22 protein-coding genes are annotated in these 22,630 nt (G+C 60.5%); 18 read left to right on the top strand and 4 right to left on the bottom strand.

Annotation, left to right across the window (positions count from 1 at the left end; translation table 11 throughout):
- Positions 1–57: 57 nt before the first annotated feature.
- Complete coding sequence (gene dnaQ / locus AC1DX3_RS08140) at positions 58–747, top strand: DNA polymerase III subunit epsilon (RefSeq protein ID WP_476988753.1); 690 nt, start codon at positions 58–60, stop codon at positions 745–747.
- Positions 748–869: 122 nt separating this feature from the next.
- Here dnaQ and secB read toward each other — a convergent pair whose 3' ends face one another.
- A complete protein-coding gene (gene secB / locus AC1DX3_RS08145) occupies positions 870–1,358 on the bottom strand; it encodes a protein-export chaperone SecB (protein WP_476988754.1) in 489 nt (162 codons plus the stop codon).
- 178 nt (positions 1,359–1,536) lie between these two features.
- Between secB and AC1DX3_RS08150 the strand changes: the two genes are divergently transcribed.
- Together AC1DX3_RS08150 and AC1DX3_RS08155 are read left to right on the top strand one after the other, a co-directional pair.
- Positions 1,537–2,223: a Tim44/TimA family putative adaptor protein gene (locus AC1DX3_RS08150; RefSeq protein WP_476988962.1), complete on the top strand. Its 687-nt coding sequence runs from the start codon at positions 1,537–1,539 to the stop codon at positions 2,221–2,223.
- A complete protein-coding gene (locus AC1DX3_RS08155; RefSeq protein WP_476988755.1) occupies positions 2,220–3,386 on the top strand; it encodes an MltA domain-containing protein in 1,167 nt (388 codons plus the stop codon). The genes AC1DX3_RS08150 and AC1DX3_RS08155 overlap by 4 nt, the downstream gene beginning before the upstream one ends.
- A gap of 18 nt (positions 3,387–3,404) precedes the next feature.
- On the opposite strand, the gene AC1DX3_RS08160 is transcribed toward AC1DX3_RS08155, so the two are convergent.
- Complete coding sequence (locus AC1DX3_RS08160) at positions 3,405–4,739, bottom strand: alpha/beta hydrolase family protein (RefSeq protein ID WP_476988756.1); 1,335 nt, start codon at positions 4,737–4,739, stop codon at positions 3,405–3,407.
- Between the two features lie 172 nt (positions 4,740–4,911).
- On the opposite strand from AC1DX3_RS08160, the gene AC1DX3_RS08165 reads away from it, so the two are divergent.
- The 5 genes from AC1DX3_RS08165 to AC1DX3_RS08185 all read left to right on the top strand — a co-directional run bounded on the left by AC1DX3_RS08165 (position 4,912) and on the right by AC1DX3_RS08185 (position 8,067).
- Complete coding sequence (locus AC1DX3_RS08165) at positions 4,912–5,478, top strand: RNA polymerase sigma factor (RefSeq protein WP_476988757.1); 567 nt, start codon at positions 4,912–4,914, stop codon at positions 5,476–5,478.
- Positions 5,479–5,492: 14 nt separating this feature from the next.
- A complete protein-coding gene (locus tag AC1DX3_RS08170; RefSeq protein ID WP_476988758.1) occupies positions 5,493–6,065 on the top strand; it encodes a hypothetical protein in 573 nt (190 codons plus the stop codon).
- Between the two features lie 70 nt (positions 6,066–6,135).
- Positions 6,136–6,348: a hypothetical protein gene (locus AC1DX3_RS08175; RefSeq protein WP_476988759.1), complete on the top strand. Its 213-nt coding sequence runs from the start codon at positions 6,136–6,138 to the stop codon at positions 6,346–6,348.
- Between the two features lie 490 nt (positions 6,349–6,838).
- Positions 6,839–7,483, top strand: coding sequence for a hypothetical protein (locus AC1DX3_RS08180; RefSeq protein ID WP_476988760.1), 645 nt, complete (start codon positions 6,839–6,841; stop codon positions 7,481–7,483).
- Entirely contained in the window at positions 7,480–8,067 is a 588-nt protein-coding gene (locus tag AC1DX3_RS08185; RefSeq protein ID WP_476988761.1) for an RES family NAD+ phosphorylase, read from the top strand. The genes AC1DX3_RS08180 and AC1DX3_RS08185 overlap by 4 nt, the downstream gene beginning before the upstream one ends.
- 69 nt (positions 8,068–8,136) lie before the next feature.
- Here AC1DX3_RS08185 and AC1DX3_RS08190 read toward each other — a convergent pair whose 3' ends face one another.
- Entirely contained in the window at positions 8,137–8,556 is a 420-nt protein-coding gene (locus tag AC1DX3_RS08190) for a hypothetical protein (protein ID WP_476988762.1), read from the bottom strand.
- Between the two features lie 579 nt (positions 8,557–9,135).
- Complete coding sequence (locus AC1DX3_RS08195) at positions 9,136–9,546, bottom strand: MAPEG family protein (protein ID WP_476988763.1); 411 nt, start codon at positions 9,544–9,546, stop codon at positions 9,136–9,138.
- Positions 9,547–10,016: 470 nt separating this feature from the next.
- Between AC1DX3_RS08195 and AC1DX3_RS08200 the strand changes: the two genes are divergently transcribed.
- The 10 genes from AC1DX3_RS08200 (at position 10,017) to lnt (ending at position 22,630) form a co-directional block, all read left to right on the top strand.
- Positions 10,017–14,924, top strand: a complete 4,908-nt coding sequence (locus tag AC1DX3_RS08200; protein WP_476988764.1) for an NAD-glutamate dehydrogenase — start codon at positions 10,017–10,019, stop codon at positions 14,922–14,924.
- Between the two features lie 85 nt (positions 14,925–15,009).
- On the top strand, positions 15,010–15,576 hold the full coding sequence (locus AC1DX3_RS08205) for a NifU family protein (protein ID WP_476988765.1): 567 nt from the start codon (positions 15,010–15,012) through the stop codon (positions 15,574–15,576).
- A 3-nt stretch (positions 15,577–15,579) separates the two neighbouring features.
- Positions 15,580–16,224, top strand: coding sequence for a tRNA (adenosine(37)-N6)-threonylcarbamoyltransferase complex dimerization subunit type 1 TsaB (gene tsaB / locus AC1DX3_RS08210; RefSeq protein ID WP_476988766.1), 645 nt, complete (start codon positions 15,580–15,582; stop codon positions 16,222–16,224).
- The gene (gene rimI, locus AC1DX3_RS08215) at positions 16,221–16,664 is read left to right on the top strand and encodes a ribosomal protein S18-alanine N-acetyltransferase (protein WP_476988767.1); all 444 of its coding nucleotides are present in this window, start codon (positions 16,221–16,223) and stop codon (positions 16,662–16,664) included. The genes tsaB and rimI overlap by 4 nt, the downstream gene beginning before the upstream one ends.
- A gap of 62 nt (positions 16,665–16,726) precedes the next feature.
- Positions 16,727–17,140, top strand: coding sequence for a Fur family transcriptional regulator (locus tag AC1DX3_RS08220; RefSeq protein WP_476988768.1), 414 nt, complete (start codon positions 16,727–16,729; stop codon positions 17,138–17,140).
- 171 nt (positions 17,141–17,311) lie between these two features.
- The gene (miaB, locus tag AC1DX3_RS08225) at positions 17,312–18,667 is read left to right on the top strand and encodes a tRNA (N6-isopentenyl adenosine(37)-C2)-methylthiotransferase MiaB (protein WP_476988769.1); all 1,356 of its coding nucleotides are present in this window, start codon (positions 17,312–17,314) and stop codon (positions 18,665–18,667) included.
- Positions 18,667–19,638 carry a PhoH family protein gene (locus tag AC1DX3_RS08230; protein WP_476988770.1) on the top strand — a complete coding sequence of 324 codons (972 nt, stop codon included), beginning with the start codon at positions 18,667–18,669 and terminating at the stop codon, positions 19,636–19,638. The genes miaB and AC1DX3_RS08230 overlap by 1 nt, the downstream gene beginning before the upstream one ends.
- Positions 19,638–20,120, top strand: coding sequence for an rRNA maturation RNase YbeY (gene ybeY, locus AC1DX3_RS08235; protein ID WP_476988771.1), 483 nt, complete (start codon positions 19,638–19,640; stop codon positions 20,118–20,120). The genes AC1DX3_RS08230 and ybeY overlap by 1 nt, the downstream gene beginning before the upstream one ends.
- Positions 20,113–21,000, top strand: coding sequence for a hemolysin family protein (locus AC1DX3_RS08240; protein ID WP_476988772.1), 888 nt, complete (start codon positions 20,113–20,115; stop codon positions 20,998–21,000). Before ybeY ends, AC1DX3_RS08240 begins: the two co-directional genes overlap by 8 nt.
- Positions 20,993–22,630, top strand: a complete 1,638-nt coding sequence (gene lnt, locus AC1DX3_RS08245; RefSeq protein WP_476988773.1) for an apolipoprotein N-acyltransferase — start codon at positions 20,993–20,995, stop codon at positions 22,628–22,630. The genes AC1DX3_RS08240 and lnt overlap by 8 nt, the downstream gene beginning before the upstream one ends.

The following is a 22,630-nucleotide window of genomic DNA, read 5'->3' on the forward strand; positions in this document are numbered from 1 at the left end:
TGTTAGTTAACGCGCTTTTTAATCCAAAAAGTGCGGTACACTTTTTGGAAAGCGCTTGTGGCCACAGAAATCGTCCTCGACACCGAAACCACCGGCATTGACCACAAGCGCGGGCATCGCCTGATCGAAGTGGGCTGCATCGAGATCGAGGATCTGTTGCCGACGGGCAAGACGTTTCACCGGTTTATCGACCCTGAGCGTGAGATCGAGGCGGATGCCATTCGCATTCACGGCATTACCAATGAGATGGTGCGCGGCAAGCCGTTGTTTTCGCATATTTGCGACGAGCTGACCGACTTTATTGGGGATCGGAAGATTATCGCGCACAATGCGGCGTTCGACCGCGGCTTCATCAATATGGAGTACGAGCGGCACAACCGGATGGGGCCGCCGACGGAGCAGTGGATCGATACGCTGGAGATCGCCCGGTTGAAGTTCCCGGGCAGCGCCAATTCGTTGGACGCTCTGTGCAAGAGGTTCAATATTTCCCTGGCTGAGCGGGATTTGCACGGCGCCTTGATCGATGCGCGTTTGCTGGCCAGTGTCTATTTGGAATTGCTGGGCGGGAAGGAGCGGGGGCTCGACCTGGAGATGGTGGGGGCGCGGGCCGAAGCGATCCAGATGGCTGGCCATTCCAGTTATGGTCCGCGGCCGAGGGCTTTGGCGCCCAGGATTACGGCGGGGGAGGCGGCGGCGCACCAGGCGTTTGTGGAGAAGTATCTCAAGGACAAGACATTGTGGAAGTGACGGGGCGTGGGGTCCGCGACCCCACATCTTTCTTCTTCCTGACTTAGCCTTGGCCCTTTGGGCCAGGCTTAGTCAGGAAAAGGGAAGGCTTGGGGCCTCAGGCCCCAAACCCCGATACTCCACTATGCCTGACCTTGTGCACTCTGCTGCGCCAACGCGTTCGCCTTCTGCTGCATATACAAGGTCCCGAAATCGATCGGATCCAGGAAGAAGGGCGGCGTGAAACCACCGTCAGCCGACACATCGGCAATGATGCGGCGGGCGAACGGGAAGAGATAACGCGGGCACTCGACCAGCAAGGTCGGCTCGACCATCGCCTCGGGAATATTGCCCAGCTGGAACAATCCGCCGTAAACCAGCTCGATCGCGAACATCGGACCTTCCGGCGTCGCCGCCTTGACCGTCAACTTCAAATCGACCTCGAACAAACCATCCGTGCGGCCCTTGGCGCTCATCTCGACGCCCAGATCGACTTCCGGACGCGCGTCCATGCGCAGACTGTTGGGCGCACGCGGATTTTCAAACGAAAAATCGCGGATGAATTGCGCCAGAACCTGCATGTTCGGCACGGCTTGCTCAGGTGCGCCGGTCTCGGCGGGCATATCAGACATTAACTTAGCTCCGAATTTGTCACCGGAAATACGGCTCCCGGCGTGTGTGGAAACGCTGCTAACAGATAAGAAAATTTTAAGCAATCAAACGAAGAGTTCCCCTGAACCAAAACTAATCCTATATAGTCGTGATACACAGGCTTTTAAGCCGGTCATAAAGAGATACCTCGTGCCGAATATGATTGCCCTGGGCATTTTTGCCGTCGTTGCCGTCGTCATCCTGTTCCAGCTCTATAACGTGCTGGGAAAGAAGGTCGGCTTCCGCGCGGAAGAAAAGCCCGCCGGCGCCCGCCCGGACGAACTGGAGCTGACGCCCCGCGTCGACAAACCGGCGGAATCGCGCATGCCGAATCTCGAAGCGCTCAAAACCCGCGACAGCAATTTCAACGAAATCAACTTCCTCGAAAAAGCCCGCGAAACCTACGAACAGGTCGTCATCGCCTTCCACAAAGGCGAGATCGACGGCATCAAAGACAAGCTGTCGGAAAAAGTCTTCTCCAGCTTCGCCAAAGCTGTCGCCGGCCGCGACAAAGCCCCCGAGAATACGGTCAGTTTCGTCGACGCCCCCAAGGCCGACCTCGACGTCATCGACTTCCAGGATGATGTCGCCCAGATCCGCGTCCGCTTCCTGTCCGAACTGGCCTACGAAAGCGCGCCCACGGCAGAGGTCATGGGCGAAACCCTGGCGCCGAAAGAAACTGACATCACACCGTCCGGCGTCCCCGTCACCCTGACCAAGGACAAGGACGCGCCCAAGCCGCACAAGACCTATAAGCGCACCGCCGAATACTGGACCTTCCAAAAAGGCCTGCGTACCCAGAACAGCCCCTGGCTGCTGACGAAAGTAGAGGCGGCGAAAGCATGAAGCTCCGAGTACTCTTGGGCCTTGCCCTGACCCTTCTGGTCGCTGCCTGCGCCGAGAGGCCCGTGACTCCACCGGTGGTGACCCCGCCGGTCACGCCCCCTGTCGTCACACCGACACCGCCCGTAACGCCGCCGGTCTATCTGCCCACGCCCGTGCCGGAAGGCAAACGCCTGGCCAACCTGCCGGGCTGGGACGCCACCGACCCCTTCATCGCCATCGAAGCCCTGCGCGCCACCTGCATCTACAAGCATGGCCGGCAATATGCCGATGTCTGCGCCGCCATGGCCGCAGAGGATTTCGAGTCGCCCGAACAGATCAAGGCCTTCCTCAACGCCCACCTGCAAATCGAGAAAATCGACGGGCAGGGGACCCTGACCGGCTATTTCGTCCCCGACTATGACGCTTCCTATAGCCAAACCACCGAATTCTCGCAGCCCGTGCGGCCACGCCCGGCCGACCTGGTCTATGTCGCCGGGTCGCAAATGACGCCGTCGCAAACCGCCGCCAAAGTGGCCGCGCGCAAGGTCGGCGACAAATACGTGCCCTATTATGCCCGCGCCGATATCGAACTGATGCCGGTCACGACATCCTACTACATGCGGCCGGAAGACTATTTCTACATGCAGCTGCAGGGCTCGGCCTTTCTCGACACCCCCGACGGCAAACGCGTCTATGCCGCCTATGCCGCCGATAACGGGCTGACCTTCGTCGGCATCGCCAAGGTGATGGTGCAACGCGGCTACCTGACGGCCAACCAAACCTCGGGCGACAATATCCACCAATGGCTGGCCGATCATCGCGGCCCGGAAGCCACCGACGTCATGAACGCCAATCCACGCTATGGCTTCTTCGCCATCCAGCCGGACCAGACCGAGCCGCTGGGCGCCGCCGGCCTGCCCCTGCCGCCAGGCTCGGCGATCGCGCTCGACCCAGCCTATCACGACCTGGGCGACCTGTTCTGGGTCGACGCCGATGCCGGCAACCTGAGCGGCGCCTTCCCGGTCTATCAACGCATGGTGTCCGGCCTGGATACGGGCGGCGCCATCAAGGGCAATATCCGCGCCGATCTCTATGTCGGCCACGGCCAGAAGGCTGGCACTGAAGCCGGCCGCATCAAGCACAATCTGCGTCTGTGGCGGGTCGTGCCCTACGTGGCGGAATAATCGGCGCCTTATTTTGCGTTAAGAACCATGCGCCGCCACCCAATCGGCAATCACTTTCAAGGCGACCGGCGCCATGGTTTCCTCGATGGCGCCGTACTCGCCGGGTGAGCCGGTCTTCGCGTCCTGGAACAGGTGGTTGAGACCCGGAAGTTCGGTTATGGTCACATCGGCATCGTCCTTCAGGGCAGCCTTGATAGCCGCCAGATTTTCCTCCGGCTCGACCTGCGTATCCAGCGACCCGTTGATCGCCAACACGGGCACGCGCACCTTGCGCAAGGTGGGCGCCGGATCGTAGCGCAGCATATAGTACATCCACGGACCGGTGATCAGGGCGATGGTCTGGTCGACTTCGTCGCTCTTGAGCTGGCCGGCCGCGATCGCCGGGGCCGTCAAGGCCTCGAGTTTCGCCTTGGCGTCGGTGGCGTCGCTCGAAGCCTCAATCACAGCAAACCCTCGGGCACGCAGGTTTCCGGCCCTGGCGATATCGGCCTCGGCGACGCCATTGGCACGCGCAATCCGTTCGCCCTGCTTGAGAAAAAGCGCATCGCCGCGCACCCCGGGGCCGGCCATCAGCACGATGAAGCTGACGGCGGGATCCGTAACGGCGACCGCGGGGGCAATGAGCCCGCCCTCCGAATGGCCGAGCAGGCCGATATGTTTTGGGTCGACGTCGGCGCGTGTCTTCAGATAGGCCACGGCAGCTTCGGCGTCCGAGGTGAAATCGGCCGTCGTCGCCGCTGCGTAATCGCTGGTCGAGGCGCCGATGCCACGTTTGTCGTAACGCAGCACGGCGATGCCCCGGCGGTTGAGATAATCGGCGAGGACCAAAAAGACCTTGTGGCCCGTCAGAGTTTCATCCCGGCTATTGGGGCCCGAGCCGGAAATCAGCACCACGGTTGGGAATGGCCCCGCGCCAGCGGGCTTGCTGAACGTGCCGTTCAAGGTCACGCCGGACACAGCGGCATTGGCGAAGGCGACGGGTTCGTTGCTATAGGGCAGGGGCCCTGCGGCAATGGCGTCTTCCTGCGGACGCTTCGGCGGCGCCAGGTCCGCCGGCTGGCCCGTCATCCGCGTCAGAACGAGCGGCAGGGATGTGTCTTGCGTCCAGTTCCCGACCCAGGCCTTTGTCTCGACATGCCAATGTCCCGCGTAGCTGGCGCTGATTTTGGCGACGGTGAAGCTCAGATGATCCGGATCGGTCACGACCGAGTCGACCGGCAGGACGAACTTGCCTTGATCGGGGCTTTCAAGCGTCGCCTGATAACGGCCGGCGCCGTCCTTTGTCACGTGCACGACGACATGAAACTGGCCGGCGATGATGCCGACCCAGTCCCCCGCCGCGTCTTCAGCCATGGCTGCGCCCGCGACCAGAGCCAGCAGGCTGGAGGCGGCAAACAGGCCCGTTATTTTTGTTGCYGGTTTTGTTTTCCAATATATGTGCAAGATCGATGTCCCTCTGCAACAACGCCGCATCGGCGTCAGGCCTGTAGTCGTGGCCCCGACATGAATCTTACGGCGCCCGGCCATGGAATATTTTTGTAATTCCTCTGTAAGATCGCAGGATCTTGAACGACTGAGAGTCATAGAGGATCGGGATGCCGCCGCTGTGTTAAGCCTTGAAGAGATTGTCGAAAAGCATGCGGGGATGGTCCGCCGCATCGCGACGGTCTATGAGCGCCATCCCGACCGGATCGACGATCTCGTGCAGGACGTCTGGCTGGCGGTGTGGCAGGCCTTGCCGCGTCTGAACAATCCGGCAATGCTCAAGCCCTATATCGCCCGTATGACCCAGAATATTTGTGTCACCCATGTGCGGCGCGCACTTGTCCGCAAGACCGAACCTCTGGTCGACAGCGTTCCGGACGCCTCCACGCCCGTCGACGAGGCCGCGGACCACGCCCGGCAACTGATCCGCCTGACCGAGGCGGTACGCAATCTGCCGGAGCCCCTCAAGGCTGTTGCCGGCCTTTACCTCGAAGATATCCCGATCAAGGATATCGCGACAATCCTCGGCATAAGTGAAAGCAACGCGTCGGTGCGCCTGCATCGTGCCAAAACCTTGATCCGGATGAGTTTCGGAGACGCCTTATGAGTGAGCCCCCGCACATGGATCCCTTCGCCCGGCTGTGGCAATCCGCCCCCAAACCGGACACCCGGCAACTCATGCTGGACTTGCGGCGGCTGCAGGCCGTGAATCAGTGGCACAACCGCGTCCTCATCCTCATTCTTTGCGCGACGGCCCTGCTTCTGGTTTTCGGCGCCGTAACCGTGCAGTCCCGGATTCTCTGGATCATAAGCGCGCTGTGGATCGCCTTCGTGGCCGGTGCGATCTGGTATCAACGTGTGCGTTGCCGCGCCAACGATGCGCTCGATCTCGATACGGTCAGCCTTCTGAAGCGTATGATCCAACGCGCCCGGCGCGGACTCACCCAGGCGCGCCGGCTTTACATCGGCGTGCCCGTGGCGGCGGCAGCGAGCGCGGTGGTGACGCGAATTCTGCTGCCGACCCCGCACTTAGGGGCGCATGCCCTCCACCCCTGGCTTGCGGTGACGTTCACGGCCCTCAGCCTGGTTATGCTGGTGGTCATGGTCGGCGCCGGCCTGATCCTGGCGCGTGCCAGGAAGCGCCAGCTTGAGGAGTTGACGCAGACATTGCGATCATTCGAAGATAATTTGTAAGAAAGTTTTCGCGGATGCGACTTTAGGTCTGCCAGCCGAGCTCAATTCGGCTCAAACGCACGGAGACACCATGTTGAAATCCAGCCTGACATTCATCCTTCTCAACCTTATCCTGGTCGGCGCCCTGTTGGCTGTGGCCTGGTACCAGAGGCACGGCGGCCCGGTCATCCTGCCGCAACAAGGCCTGCTCTTTGCCATTGTGAGCGTATTCCCGCTGACCAACCTGATTTTTACCTGGGCGCGCTGCAGGCCAGGCCGCGGCAAAACGTCGGGCGCCAACTGAGGAAAGCAGATTTTCAGTGCCTCATGGGCCGAACGTCGTGGCGGCTACGACGGTAGTAAGCTTGACCACGGATGAAGGCACGGATGCCGCTGCGCGGTCACGGATTGGCACGGATTTCAGGGTTGCGCATGCTTTGCGCGAAGCGTGTCGGCGATTTGAATGGCACGCGGAGCCGATTGCCCTTCGGGCATAGAAAGCTCAGCAAGCAGCATCCGTGCTCATCCCCTGTTTATCCGTGCCTCATCCGTGGTCGACCTTTACAAAGCCAGCCAGGTCTCCGGACTTTAGCCATTGAACGCCATCTGCAGTGCGCAGACGTATAGCGAGGTCGGTCGCGAAAACGAGCTGCTGGTGAGATTCGGAGTAGATCTGGCTCTATTCGAAGAAAACCGGCGCTCCGAATGGGTATCGGCGGGTCTTCTCGCGGACAAACATAACCAAGTTGACAAAGTTGCATCATGGGCACATTCTGTGAAGCAAGGAGTTCAAAATGGTTCAATCCGCCCAATCGAAGCCATCAATACAAGCCCAGCCCGACAAGACTAAGGGCCAGGCCCGTCATGCCGTTTCATACTTGATTACAGGCGATGCCGAGACCTTGAAGACCTTGGTTCTTCCAAAAGGTCTAAAGCTAAAGCGCTTCAAGGAAGCGGCGCGGAAACCGGCTGTGAAAGAGTCATTGGCGGGGACAACGTCACGCGTGAAGGTCGTTACGCCGAAGGCATTCGAGCCAGATGCCAAGGCCAAGGCCTTACTGGCTGGTGTCCGTATCTCTGAGCAAATTCTTGCCGAAGCCGGCGGCGCCTTCGAACTTAAGGATGTCGTCCTCCTGCTGAACAATATCTCGCGTCAGGCGGTGGACCGTCGCGTTCAGGACAACAATTTGCTGGCCGTGCCCGGCCCGGGAAACCGCAGATGGTACCCAACTCTGCAGTTTACGGAGCAAAGACACGTCGTTGATGGTTTGAAGCCCGTTCTTGACGCATTACCGACGGACAATCCCTGGGTGGCGCTCGGCTTCTTGTCACAGCCCAATGATCAGTTGGGCGGCGCCATTCCGATTAAACTCCTGAAGGCGGGCGAAGTCGATCGGGTGGTCCAGGCCGCGCGCGGTCTCAGTGAGCAGGGTGGGTGAGCCGCCCGTTTCCACCGGCGAACCTGGAGAGCAGACAACCGGCGCTTCTCACCCTTCCCGAGGGCACCATACTGCACCGGTTCTACACGGCTGCATTTGATCCAATCTATTTTGATCGAAGCACGGCCGGCCGATTGAACGCGCCCGATGCTTCATTCGGCACGCTTTATGCCGCCAAGACAACCAAGGGCGCGTTTGCGGAGACATTCTTGCGACGGCCGGGGCTGAATTTGATCGACGCGAAAATCCTGGTGGCGAAAGCTTACGTCAAGATCCGCGTAACGGCGTCGTTGTCCCTTATCGAACTGACTGGGCCCGGTCTTGCCATTTTGGGGGCCACAGCCGAGGTTACGCATGGTGGACTGCCCTACGACCTGCCTCAGCGCTGGTCCCAGGCTCTCCATGCTCACCCGTGCCAAGCGGATGGTATCGTTTACCGGTCGCGCCACGACGACAACGAACTTTGCTACGCGGTGTTTGACCGGGCTTCGGCCTCCATCTCCGTCCGCAATACGATTAAGGATCTGGACCAGAACTGGTTTTGGAAACTGATGGATCACTATTCCGTGGGTCTTGCGCCTTAACACAATCTCCCTGATCCTTCGAGATGCGCCAAACCAAGGGTACACGAAGAAGGCCTGCCCCTTCTCGGTCTATTTCCGCCACCACCAACGCTCGGCGGCCATCGAGCACACGCCGACACACACCAGGGTCGTTGTGATGCCGGCGAAAAATCCGAGCTCGCCGCTTAGAGGGCCGAACATCCCACCTGACCGGGCGAAGAGTGCGATCATAGCCAAGGGCATAACCAGGCACATGCCGACGCCTCCGCCCCATAAAGACGCCCATTTGCGTGCTTCGCGCTGGGCTTCGTCGAGGCGACCCCAGTCTTGAGATGTCAGCAAAAGCGTGATGGCGGCCACACTGGCCAAAAACAGCAGCACGGCCAGCGGATAGTCGGTCAAGTGCGACAGGGCCTGCAATCCGGCGCCCTGCTGCGACAGGAAGAACCCGCCGCTCACCACGGTCACGCCTCCGATAGCCAAGGCCAGTATAGTTTTCAGATGCATCATATGACTTATCCCCTCAATGAAACTTCGCCAGACCATAGATGGAACCGGCGCTTTGCCAGCCTGCAGCCTGACGTAAAATGACAAGGAAACTTTACATACGTGGGTGCGTGTGTCAAGTTTCCTTGTCATAGGAAAAGGGCATATGCGGAGAAGAGTGACGACGTGGCGGAGTAGCTGCCGCGGTAAGCCAAGGAAGTTTGTCCGCAGATTACGCAGATTGCGCAGATTTTTTCAGTGCCTTATGGGCTGAGCTTCGTGGCGGCTCGACGGCTGCAAGCTTGACCACGGATGAAGGCACGGATGCCGCTGCGCGGTCACGGATAGACACGGATTTCAGGGTCGCACATCGTTTGCGCGAAGCGCGTCAGCGACCGGAATGGCATGTGGAGCCGATTGCCCTTCGGGCGCAGAAAGCTCAGCGAGCTGTATCCGTGCTTATCCCCTTTTTATCCGTGCCTTATCCGTGGTCGACCTGATGCAGCTTCGGCACAAACCCATGGCGCAGTTAAAGCTCTGAAAAATCTGCGCAATCTGCGTAATCTGTGGACCAACCTCTAAAGCCAGCCAAGCCTGCCGGCTTTAGAAATTGAACGCCAGCTGCATCGCGCAGATGCACAGCAAGCCCAATACGCCTGAACTGGCGATAAACAGGCAGAAGCGGATTACGGCGATATTGCTGGTCGCCTGAACCAGCGAATGGACGACACGCAGCGCCACATACAGCCAGGCGAGATATTCGAGATCCGGGCTTTGCAGGCCGCTGAGATAGATGCCGAGACACAGGGCATAGAACAGGGTCGGCTGTTCCATCAGATTGTTGTAATTGTCGGCCGGCCATTGCACCTGCGGTGGCAGGCGGCGAACAGCCTCGCCGGTGGACAGCCTGGATTCGCTGACCGCATAGCGCACCAGTTCGGGCAGCCGCCGGGCATAAAGCCAAACAAGCATAACCATCGACCAGGCAATAAGGACGAGAACAGGCTGAATCATGTCTTCACCATATCGTGCAAGTCTAAAATATTATTGAATAAAGTTCGTTTTAATTCAAAGATTTATGCTTAACAAAAGCTTAGCCGACGGGGTGTCGCGTCACACAAGTGTGATGCCTCCGCTCTGGTGGCGACTCCCGCGAAGGTGTAAAACCGCCGCCATTGAGCTGCGTCTCTCTCGCGGCCCAACGCCGGGGATGAGACCTCACGGAATTGTCTCCGGCGGCCCTTATTGAGGCCTTCCGACGCATGCCGCACTTTTCCCCATGAAGGGCGTCATGCGCCTGAGCCGCCCGTCCGTTATGGATGGGCGGCTTTTTCGTGTGGTGCCAAGCTATGTCGTATCTTATGCAACTTTATACTGACTTGGCCGCGAGCATTTGTTAAAGAGTTTCCGTCATAATCATGATCACAAACCGGCACTATAAGAAGCGTTGAATCGCTCTGGCCTCGAAAAGCAGGGAATACCCCATGGACGACATCACCCCGACCTCCGATCACCGCATCTCGTCGCGCGAAAGCCTGACCAAGGGGTTCGTCTCCGCCATCGGGGCCAAGGACTTTTTACGCTTGGACGAAGCGGAAAAGGTTTTCCTCACCCAGATCCTCGAGGATTTCGAGCCTGAGGAACTGCCCGACCTGGAGATCGAAGACGTCAACCGCGCCATTGCCGACTTCTGGAATTACGGCGCCCAGCGCACCGGCAGCATCCAGACCCTGCGTCGCATCGTGCCGCTGCTCAACCGTGCCAAGCAGGCCACGCCCTACGACGTGATCGAAATCGTCCAGAACGACTCGCCCTTCATTGTCGAAACCGTCATGGGCGAACTGATCGACCAGGGCGTCTCCATCCGCTCGATGTTCCACCCGGTCATCACCGTCCATCGCGATTTCGACGGCAAGCGCGTCAAGACCGGCGACATCGTCAAGGAATCGATGATGCTGATCTTCATCGAACGCCAGGGCGCCGACAAACACAAGGCCATACTCGACGGCATCGATGAGAGCCTCAACGACCTGAAGCTGGCCGTGCGCGACTTCCCGCGCATGCAGAAACTGATGGCCCAGGAAATCGAGGCGCTGGAAGCTTTGAGAGGCAAGGGCCGCGTCGCCGAGGCCGTGCTCGATGAAAACCTGGCCTTCCTGCGCTGGGTCGACGCCAACCATTTCGTCTTCCTGGGCGCCAAGGGTTACACCTATCCGCGCAGCACGGACGGCGCCTATGCTAGAGAAGAACCGCTTAGCCAGCTGCAGGAAGGCTTCGGTGTCCTGCGCGACACCACGCGCCAGGTCCTGCGCCGCTCCAGCGAGCCGGCCATTCTCAGCCAGCAGCTGATGGCCCATATCGAAAATTCCGAGCCGGTGACGGTGGCCAAGGCCAATCTGAAATCGCGCGTCCACCGCCGCATCTATATGGACTATATCGGCGTCAAGCGTTACGGCGCCGACGGCAAGCCCTCCGGCGAGGTCCGGTTTGTCGGGCTGTTCACCAGCGAAGCCTATGACCGGCCGGCCTTCGAAGTGCCGCTGATCCGCAAGAAGGCCGAGCACGTGTTGCACGAAGCGGCGGCCTTGGGCCTGTCCGGCGGCTATAATGAAAAGCGCCTGAAGAACATCGTCGAGACCTATCCGCGCGACGAACTGTTCCAGATGACCGAGGACGACCTGCTGAGGATCGCCCGCGGCATATTGCACCTGTCCGACCGGCCGCGCGTCCGGCTGTTTACACGCAACGACCCGTTCGACCGCTTCATCTCGGTCATGTTGTATATCCCGCGCGAAATCTATCAGTCGCAGATGCAGAAACAGGCCGGCCAGATTCTGGCCAGGGCCTATGGCGGTCGGGTGAGCGCGTCTTACCCGTACATCACCGAATCGCTGCTGTCGTGCATCCACTATATTATCGGCGTGACCCCGGGCGACCACCTCGACCCCGATATTACGACCCTGGAAACCGCGATCGAGGACATGACGCGGTCATGGCAACAAAGGGTGTTCGCCACGGCGCATGACCTGTTCAGTGTCCCGGGTTTTGCCGCCGGCCTGCCTTCGGGCAGTGTTGGTTTCAATATCTCCAAATGGAGCCCGGCCTTCCCGGCGGGTTACCAGGAACGCTATTCGACCGAGGAGGCCGTCATCGACATGGCCTATCTGGCCGGTCTGGAGGAAGGTTCGCCCGGCAATTTGCGCGCCTATGCATCCGGCGACGATGCCAACCTGTTTTCGTTCAAGCTCTATACCCGCGGCGATCACGCCATTCCGCTGTCTGACGTTCTGCCCGTGCTTGACGCCATGGGCCTGAAGACGCTGGAAGAATACGGCTATAACGTCAAATCGCCCGACCTCGGTTGTTATTGGGTGCATGAGTTCATCGTCCGCCTGCCGCGCGGTCACGCCGTCGCCTTTGCCGATTTCCGCGATGAATTCGAGCAGACCATGCTGGCCATCTGGAACGGCAAGACCGAAAGCGACGGTTTCAATGCGCTGGCCCTGACCGGGCAAAGCTGGCGCGAGGTCGCATTGCTGCGTGCCCTGTGCCGGTACCGCGTGCAATCGGGCCTGGACCCCAGCCCCGATATCCAGCAGGCAGCGTTGCGTGAAAACCCCGATGTCGTCGAAGCCTTGCTGCACCTGTTCAACCTGAAATTTTCGCCCGAATACGGCACGGTTTCCGGTGGCATAGCCCAGCGCGAGCCGCTGGTCGACGAGGCCAAGGCTCAGGTCGAAGCCCTGTTGCAAAAGGTCGCCAGCCTCGATCACGACCGTGTTCTGCGGCGGATCTACCTGGTTCTGGGTGCCATGCGCCGCACCAACTATTTCCAGAAGGACGTCAAGGGACCCAATCTCGAGCAGCCCAAGGACTATATCTCGTTCAAGGTCGCCTCGCGCGAACTGGCCGACCTGCCCGAACCCAAGCCCTATCGCGAAATCTTCATCTGGGCGCCGCATGTCGAAGGCGTCCATTTGCGCTTCGGGCCCGTCGCCCGCGGCGGCCTGCGCTGGTCCGACCGCAAGGAGGATTTCCGCACTGAAGTCCTGGGCCTGGTCAAGGCGCAGCAGGTCAAGAACGCCGTCATCGTCCCGGTCGGATCGAAGGGCGGCTTCTTCCCGAAGATGCTGCCGCGCGGAGGATCACCCGATGCCGTGCGCACCGAGGCCATCCGCGCCTACAAGACCTTCCTCAGCGGCCTGCTCGACCTGACCGACAATATCGACTCGCGCGGCAAGATCGTGCCGCCGCCCCAGGTGGTGATGTGGGACGACCCCGATCCTTATCTGGTCGTTGCGGCCGACAAGGGTACGGCGACCTTCTCCGACATCGCCAACAGCGTTTCGGCCGATTACGGCTTTTGGCTGGGTGACGCCTTCGCTTCGGGCGGCAGCGTCGGTTACGACCACAAGGCCATGGGCATCACGGCCAAGGGCGCCTGGGAAGCCGTCAAGCGCCACTTCCGCGAGCTCGGCAAGAACATCCAGACGGAAGACTTTACCGTCGCCGGCGTCGGCGACATGTCGGGTGACGTGTTCGGCAACGGCATGCTGTTGTCGCAGAAAACCAAGCTGGTCGCGTGTTTCGACCACCGCGATATCTTTATCGACCCCAATCCGGACACGGCCAAATCGTTCGCCGAGCGCCAGCGCATGTTCGCCTTGCCGCGGTCGTCATGGCAGGATTACGACAAGGCGCTGATCTCCCAGGGTGGCGGCATCTTCCCGCGCAGCCTGAAATCGATCCCGCTGTCGCCGGAGATCAAGGCCCTTCTCGATTTGACGGCCGACGCCCTGTCGCCGTTCGAGCTGATGCAGGCCATTCTGAAGGCGCCCGTCGAACTGCTCTATTTTGGCGGCATCGGCACCTATATCAAGGCGCCGTCGCAATCGCATCTCGATGTCGGCGACAAGGCCAATGACGCCATCCGTATCGATGGTAACGAGGTCCGCGCCCAGGTCATCGGCGAAGGCGCCAATCTCGGCCTGACCCAGGCCGGCCGTATCGCCTGTGCCGATGCCGGCGTCCATCTCAATACCGACGCCATCGACAATTCCGCCGGCGTCGATTGTTCCGACCATGAGGTCAATATCAAGATCCTGCTGGGGCAATTGATGGCCTCGGGCAAGCTCGATCCGAAGAACCGCGACGCCTTGTTGGCCAGCATGACGGACGACGTGTCGCGCCATGTGTTGAAGCACAATTACGATCAGACGCTTTGCCTGTCCTTGCAGGAAGCCCATTCGGCCGACGACAACAGCGCCCAGCAGGCCTTTATGTCGGGGCTGGAAAAGCGCGGGCGTCTCGATCGCAAGGTCGAGGGCCTGCCAGCGAACTCAGGCCTGGAAGCGCGCAAGATGCAGGGCCGGGGCCTGTTCCGCCCGGAACTGGCCGTCATCACCGCCTATGCCAAGATCGTGCTGTTCGACGATATCGTGGCAGGCCAAGCGCCGGACGATGCCGGCTTCATGCCGGTGGCGATCACCTATTTCCCCGATGCCTTGCACAGCTTTACCGACGCGATTGCCAAGCACCGCCTGCATCGTGAAATCATCGCCACGGTGCTGAGCAACGACATCGTCAATATGACGGGCCCCAGTTTCGCGGCGCGGGTCACCAAGGCGGCCGGCGTCGACACGACCGGCTTCGTCCTGGCGTTCGAAGCGACGCGGCAGCTGTTCGGTATCAAGGCCTTGTGGGCGGAGGTCAACGGCCTTGACAACCGTATCCCGGCGGCGGCTCAGACGGCGCTATATAATGACCTGGCGGCGTTCGTCCGGCACCAGACCTACTGGATCGCCCGGCGCTTCTCGCAAACCGGCGGCGATTTGCAGTCGCGCATCAAGCCCTATAGTGACGGTGTTGCGGCCTTGCTGGCCCTGGGCGATACGGCCGCCAATGCCCCGACCCAGGCACGCATTGCCGCGCGGGTCGAGGCCCTGGTGGGGCAGGGCGCGCCGGAAGACCTGGCGCGCCGCATTACGGTTCTGACCGAGATGCACCAGTCGGCCGACATTATCGACCTGGCCGGCAAGAAGCCTTTGGACAAGACAGCGGAACTCTATTTCCTGACGGGCGAGCGTTTCGGTTTCGACGGACTGCGCGAAGGCGCCGGCGCGTTGTCGAGCGCCGATCCGTGGGACCGCATGGCGACACGGCGTCTGATCGAGGACGTATTGACCGAACAGAAGTCGGTGGTGCGGGCGATGATGAGCAAGATGGCGGTGACGGAAACGCCGCTGGAAATCATCCAGAACTGGGAGGCGGAAAACGCCGCCCTGATCCAGCCCTTGCAGCAGATGATGACGGATATGGAGACGGGCGGCTGGAGCTTTGCCAAGCTGACGATCGTCAATGCCGTGCTGCGTGAGTGGGTGGCGAAGCTCTAGTTACGGGGTCAAGGGGCCTGAGGCCCCTTGCCTTTGAACCTTTTTAGGCCCATTTACGCCTTAGGTTTATACAAGAGTACCCGCCATGTTTATCCAGACCGAAGCCACGCCCAATCCGGACGTCATCAAATTCCTGCCCGGCCGCGATGTCCTGGGCAAGGGATCGCGTCAGTTTGCCGATGCGAGCGAAGCCAAGGCCTCGCCTTTGGCCGAAAGCCTGTTCGCGATCGACGGTGTGTCGGCGGTCTATTTCGGCGGCGATTTCCTCACCGTGCGCCGCGACCCGGAATCGAGCCTGATCTGGGCGCAGTTGAAGGCGCCGATCCTGGCGGCCGTCATGGATTTTTATACCTCGGGCCAACCCATCCTGCGTGAAGAAGCCGTTGCCAGCGATATCGTCTACGAAGGCGAGCTGGGTCAGATCGTCGCCGAGATCAAGGATTTGCTGGAGACGCGCGTGCGTCCGGCGGTGGCTCAGGATGGCGGCGATATCGAATTCGACCGTTTCGATTTGGAGTCCGGCACGCTGTACCTGCATATGCGCGGCGCCTGTTCGGGGTGTCCGTCGTCATCGGCGACCCTGCGCCAGGGTGTCGAATCCCTGATGAAACACTATGTGCCGGAAGTGAAGTCGATCGAGGCCGTGCTGTAAGGAATGGCGCTGACCTTGGTCATCGATACGTCGCTTGCGGCCTGTTGCGCGGGACTTTTCCGTAACGGCGAGAGCGTCATCGAAGCCGTCGATCCGATGGATCGCGGCCATGCCGAGCGTATCGGCGTCCTGGTCGCCGAACTGTTCCGCGAAGTCGAACTGACGCCACGCGACCTCAACCATATCGGTGTCACCCTGGGGCCGGGATCGTTCACCGGTTTGCGCGTCGGTCTGGCCTTTGCCAAGGGCATGGCGTCGGGGCTGGGTCTGGCGCTGAAAGGCGCCGGCACGCTGGAGGCTCTGAACGCGCATCCCGATTTGGTTGGCCGCAGGCCGTTGAGCGTGATTCATGGCGGCCGCGGCAATCTCTATGTCCAATATCGTGCCGAGTCGCCGCGGACCCTGGCCTTTGCCGATCTCGAAGCCTTTACCGAAGCGCACGATATCGATGTTCTGACCGGTCCGGCCGTCGACTTGATCAAGGATCGCTTTGCCGGCATAGAGATCGTGGCCCAACCGTGGCCGTCGTTGAAGGCCTTGGCGGGTTTGGCTTTGCAGGCCGGCCACGACGATCTGACGCCGCTCTATATGCGTGACGCCGATGCCATTGCCTCGACCAAGGGCATCATTACGCTGGGGGCAGCATGACCACGATCCGCCGGCTCGATGCGCCTTCGAAACAGTTGGAAGACATCCATACGCGCTGTTTCGACTATGGCTGGAGCGAGGGCGTGTTCGCCGATCTGCTCATCAAGCCGCATCATCGCACCTATGTCTTCGAGCATGACGGCGAGATCGTCAGTTTCGTGGTGATGGCGGTGGTGGCTGGCGAGGGTGAGATTCTCACTATTGCGACCGATCCGGACTATCAGAACAAGGGTTTGGCGCGTCTGTTGCTTAACCAGGTCATCGGCAGCCTGCGCGGCGAGGGGGCGGAGTCGCTGTTTCTCGAAGTCGCTACCGACAATATCCACGCGATCAAGCTTTATGAGGCATGCGGCTTCAAGAAGACCGGCCGGCGCAAGGCCTATTACAGCCGCAAGGATTCGCCCCCTGTGGATGCCCATATTCTCAGGCTTGCGTTGTAGCCCGCAACACCTTAGATTTGCGGGCATTGACTGCGAATTAATCGCAAAATCCGGAGCCTGGCATGGATCGCATCGAACAACAGTGCATTGAAAAAGGCATGCGGATGACGGATCAGCGCCGGGTCGTGGCGCGGGTTTTGTCGGCGGCCGAAGACCATCCGGATGTCGAGGAGCTGTATCATCGTGCGGCGGCGGTCGATCCCAATATCTCGCTGGCGACGGTTTACCGGACGGTGCGGCTGTTCGAAGAGGCCGGCGTGGTGGAACGTCATGATTTCGGTGACGGCCGTTCGCGTTATGAGCAGGCGGGTGAGGATCACCACGATCACCTCATCAATATCAAGACCGGCCAGGTGGTGGAATTCTTCGATCAGGAGATCGAGGTGATGAAGGAAGCGCTGGCGGCCAAGCTGGGTTACAAGCTGGTCGGGCATAAGCTGGAACTTTATGGTGTGCCATTGGAAGAAGACAAGTAAAAGGGCAGGGGCCTCGGGCCCCTGCACCCCGAAACCATTTGAATAAATAACTAAGCCGGACCCCCTTCGGGCCCGGCTTAGTTATTTTCTCGAACGACTTATGGGGAGCAGGGGACTGCGTCCCCTGCTCTTTCCCTTGAATTTTCCTCGATAAACGATCATAAGGCGCGGATGAACGCCCCTCTCAAGAAGCTGCATATCAAAACCTACGGCTGTCAGATGAACGTCTATGACAGCGAACGCATGGTCGATCTCCTGCGTCCGCTTGGCTATGAAGTCTCCGACCACGCCGACGGCGCCGATCTCGTCCTGCTCAATACCTGCCATATCCGCGAAAAGGCCTCCGAAAAGGTCTATTCTGAAATCGGCCGGCTGAAAGAACTGCGCGACGAAAAGACCGCACGCGGCGAAGGCCGCATGACCATCGCCATCGCCGGCTGCGTCGCCCAGGCCGAAGGCGCCGAAATCATGCACCGTGCCCCGGCCGTCGACCTGGTCATCGGCCCGCAAGCCTATCACCAGCTGCCGGAACTGATCGCCCGCACCCACCGCTCCAAGGGCGAACGCCTGGCCGCCGACTTCGCACCCGAAGCCAAGTTCGACGCCCTGACCAGCGAACGTACCGTCACCGGCCCGACCGCCTTCCTCACCGTCCAGGAAGGCTGCGACAAGTTCTGCACCTTCTGCGTTGTGCCCTATACCCGCGGCGCCGAATGGTCGCGCCCGGTTGCCGCCATTGTCGACGAAGCCCGGGCCCTGGCTGCCAAGGGCGTGCGCGAACTGACCCTGCTGGGGCAAAACGTCAACGCCTATAATGGCGCCGGCAGCGACGGCACACCGTCGAGCCTGGCGAAACTGATGTACGCCCTGGCCGAGATCGACGGCATCGACCGCCTGCGCTACACGACCTCGCACCCCAACGATATGGGCGACGACCTGATCGACGCCCACCGCGATCTGCCGGCCGTCATGCCCTATCTCCACCTGCCGGTGCAGTCGGGCTCGGACAAGATCCTGCGCGCCATGAACCGCAAACATACGCGCCAAAGCTATTACGACCTGGTCGCCCGCATCAAGGCGGCACGGCCGGACCTGGCCCTGTCCGGTGATTTCATCGTCGGCTTCCCGGGCGAGACCGACAAGGATTTCGAAGACACGCTCGACCTGGTCCGCCACGTCGGCTACGCCTCGGCCTTCACGTTCAAATATTCGCCGCGCCCCGGTACGCCGGCCGCCGTTATGCCGAACCAGGTCGAAGAAGCCGTCGCCAATGACCGGCTGCAACGTTTAAACGCTTTGATCATCGAGCAACAGCAGGCCTTTAAGCAGCAATTGGTGGGTCAAACCATCCCCGTCCTGTTCGAGAAGCCCGGCCGCTATAACCAACAGGCGATCGGCCGTTCGCCGTGGCTGCAATCGGTGTTCGTTGAGGACGCCGCGCACCTGATCGGTCAAATCGTCAGTGTGCGGATCGTTGCCTTGGGCAATAACAGCCTGCAGGGCGAACTTGTGATGGTCTCCGCCTGATGGCCCCTGTTAAAGACGATTTTATCAGCCTGAACGAAGATTGCGTTCTGGCCGTTGTCGGACCTTCCGAACGCTACCTCGCCATGATCGAGGGCGCGTTCAAGGTGCTGGTCGAAATGCCCGGCGGCGGTTTGATCGTCTCCGGCGACGCCCGCGCGCGGCAAAAGGCCAAGGCGGTTATTATCGCTCTGGCCGATCTGTACGACCAGGGCATCGACATTACTGAAAAGGATGTCCGCCAGATCATTGACCACCCCGAAAGCACGACGGAATCGCGCGCTGCCGCGGCGCCGGTCGACCAACGCAATACCATCGTCATGGGCCGCCGTGGCGCCGTTGCCGCCAAGACCGCCGGTCAGGCTGCCTATCTGGCGGAGCTGGCGGAAAAAGACCTGGTCTTTGCCTTGGGTCCTGCAGGTTCCGGCAAGACCTTCCTGGCCGTCGCCCATGGTGTGTCGTTGTTGCTGTCGCGCAAGGTCGACAAGCTGATTATTACCCGTCCGGCGGTCGAAGCCGGCGAACGGCTGGGCTTCCTGCCGGGTGATCTCAATGAAAAGATCGATCCCTATCTAACGCCGATCTGGGGGGCTTTGGACGACATTCTCGGCGCCCAGGTCCTGGCGAAAAAGCGCGAGACCAAGGAAATCGAGGTCGCGCCGCTGGCCTATATGCGCGGCCGTACCCTGTCCTACGCCTATGTCATTATCGACGAGGCGCAGAACACGACCAAGATGCAGATGAAGATGATCCTGACGCGTCTCGGCGAAGGCTCGAAAATGGTCGTTACCGGCGATCCGTCGCAGATCGATTTGCCAAACCGCGCCGACTGCGGCCTGATTCATGCCGTGCGTTTATTGGGCAAGCTCAAGGGCGTCGGCACGGCGGAACTGACGGCTGAGGATATCGTGCGCCACGAACTGGTGGCACGGATTGTTCGTGCCTACGATAATGAATTTAAGACGGACGTCTGATGGATCCTTTGATTGATATCGAAGTCGAGGAAGAAGGCTGGCTCGACGTCCTGCCCGATGTCCGCGACGTGGTCGAAACCGGCGTTGTCGCCGCGCTCAAAACCGCCAATCTCAAGGAACAGGCTGATGTCGTGGTCCTCTTGTGCGATGACGCCGAAATGCGCGCGCTCAACAAGGAATACCGCAACAAGGACAACGCCACCAACGTCCTGAGCTTCCCGGCGCCCAAGTCGATGCGCATCAAGGGCGTGCTCAATCACCTCGGCGATATGGCGCTGGGGCTTCAAACCTGCGTGCGCGAAGCGAAAGAGCAGAACAAGAGCTTGAAAAATCACGTTATGCACCTCAGTATCCATGGCGCTCTGCATTTATTGGGCTATGACCATCTCCACGACGATGAGGCCACGGTAATGGAAAACCTCGAACGCGACATATTGAGTAAGCTCGGTGTCGCCGACCCTTACGGGCACAACGATGCCTGAACCTGAAGAGCGAAAATCGTTCCTGTCCATGCTGGGCTTCAAGACAAAGGCGCAAGGTCAAGCCGAAGCCGCCGCCATCGCCGCCGACGAAAAAAGCCCGGCCAATGAACTGATCGACCATGCGCGCGCCTTCCAGACCCTGAGTGTTGCCGATGTCATGACGCCACGGGTCGATATCGTCGCCATCGAGTTGTCGAGCACCCTGGCCGATGTCGTGCGCATCTGCGTCGAGTCCGAACATTCGCGCCTGCCGATCTTCCGCGAGACACTCGATGATCCGGTCGGCGTCGTCCACATCAAGGACATCTTGAAGCTGCTGAGTCCGGAACCGGGCCGGACGGGACCCAACTGGGCCGAACCTGTCCTGCATCGCCTGCGCCGTGAGTTGTTGTATGTGCCGTCATCGATGACGACCTCGGACCTGATGCTGCGCATGCAGGCTCAGCGCATCCACATGGCCCTGGTCATCGACGAATTCGGCGGCACCGACGGCCTGGTCACGCTCGAAGACCTGATCGAGGCCGTGGTCGGCAATATCGACGACGAATATGACGAGGCCTCCGAAGAGGAAATCCGTCTGCTCGACAACGGTCAGATCGAGGTCGACGGCCGGGTGGAACTGACCGATCTGGAAGAAAAGCTGGGCGTCAGCCTGTTCCCGGAGGACACCGAGGAAGAAATCGACACCCTGGCCGGTTTGGTCGCCGTCCTGGCCGGGCGCGTGCCGCAGCGCGGCGAGGTCGTGCCCTATGCTGCCGCCGGTTTCGATATCGAGGTGCTGGACGCCGATTCCCGCCGCATCAAGCGTTTGCGCCTGCACCGGCGCACATCCGCCACCGAAGAGACAACGCCCGCCGACCTGACGGCGGCCGATGATTGAGGCTTTCCGGAACTGGCTCAAATGGCTCGACCTGCCGGCGCGCCCGCGCCTGCTGGCGGCCCTGTCCGGCCTGCTGATCGGGTTGGCGCAACCGCCGTTCGGTATTTTGCCGGGTCTTCTGGGCTATGGCCTGTTGCTGTGGGCGCTGGAACGGGACCTGGGGCCCAATAAAAAGCGCACGGCTTTCTTCATGGGTTGGCTGGCTGGTTTCAGCTATTTCTTCGTCGGCTGTTTCTGGATCGCCGAAGCCTTCCTGGTCGATGCCGACACCTATGGCTGGATGGCGCCGTTCGCCGCGACGCTCCTGCCCAGCGGCATGGGCCTGTTCTGGGGCCTGTTCGCCGTACTCTATCTCCGTTTCGCGCCGCAGGGCATGAAGCGGTTCCTGTTTTTTGCCTGCCTGTTCTGCCTGCTGGAGTTGACACGCGGCACGATCATGTCGGGCTTTCCGTGGGATCCGGCTGGGTCGACCTGGCGCGCCGGCGGGGCCATGTCGCAAATGGCCGCCTATGTCGGCGTCTATGGTCTGAGCTTTATTACCGTGGCGACGTTTTGCAGCATCGGTGTCGCCCGCCGCGGCCGGGGTGTCGGCGGCTATGCGCCGGTCATCTGGAGCGTGCTGGTTTTGGCCGGTTGTTTTACACTGGGCCAGGTGCGGCTCAACACCACGTCCATAGGCAGGACCGGCTATATCGTTCGCATCGTCCAGCCCAATATCGGCCAGGCGGCGAAATGGACCCTGGGCAATTTCGAAACCCTGTTCATGAGCTATATCCATCTCAGCAAAGAGCCGCCCAAGCCCGGACATAAGGTGCCGGACCTGATTATCTGGCCCGAAGGCGCCTTGCCGTTCCCGATCGAGGACGTCATGGACGGCTGGCCGGCGGCCGATATGCGATCGCTGCTGCACGACAAGCAGATGCTGATCATGGGCACGACCAAACAGGAGGTCACACCCAAGGGCCGTTTGGTTTGGCGCAATGCGATGATGGCCTGGCGCCAGGATGGCAAGGCATTCAATGCGGTTGGCTCGTACAGCAAATTCAAGCTGGTGCCCTTCGGCGAATTCACGCCCTACCAGGATATTTTGAACCCGCTGGGCATGAAGGCCCTGACCCATTTCGACGACAGCTTCACGCCCGGCGAACGCACCAAACCGGTCAGCTTCGGTACGGTGCCGAGGTTCCTTCCGCTCATTTGCTATGAGGGGATTTTCCCCAGTCTGGATGGGCGGCATTACACCTCCCAGACGGACATATTTCGGCCGAAATGGATCGTCAACATCTCCAATGACGCCTGGTTCGGCCCGACCACGGGGCCCCTTCAGCACCTTAATTTAGCCAGTTACCGCGCCATCGAGGAAGGCTTGCCGATGATCAGGTCGACCCCGACCGGGATATCCGTGATGATCGATCCTTTGGGCCGTGTCGTGCCCGGTGAAGAGCTGGGCCTGAATCAAAGGGGCGTTCTGGACGTCGATCTTGTCGCGTCCCTGGCGCCGCCGCCCTACGCCTCACAACGTAGCATGGCGGAGGTGTTCATCGCCTTGCTTGGGTTGATTGTCATGATGGCCGACACGTGTTTACTTATGCTTAAAAATAAACCACCGCGGATGGATCTGTCTCGTTGA

This window comes from Asticcacaulis sp. P2_B1, assembly GCF_056404915.1.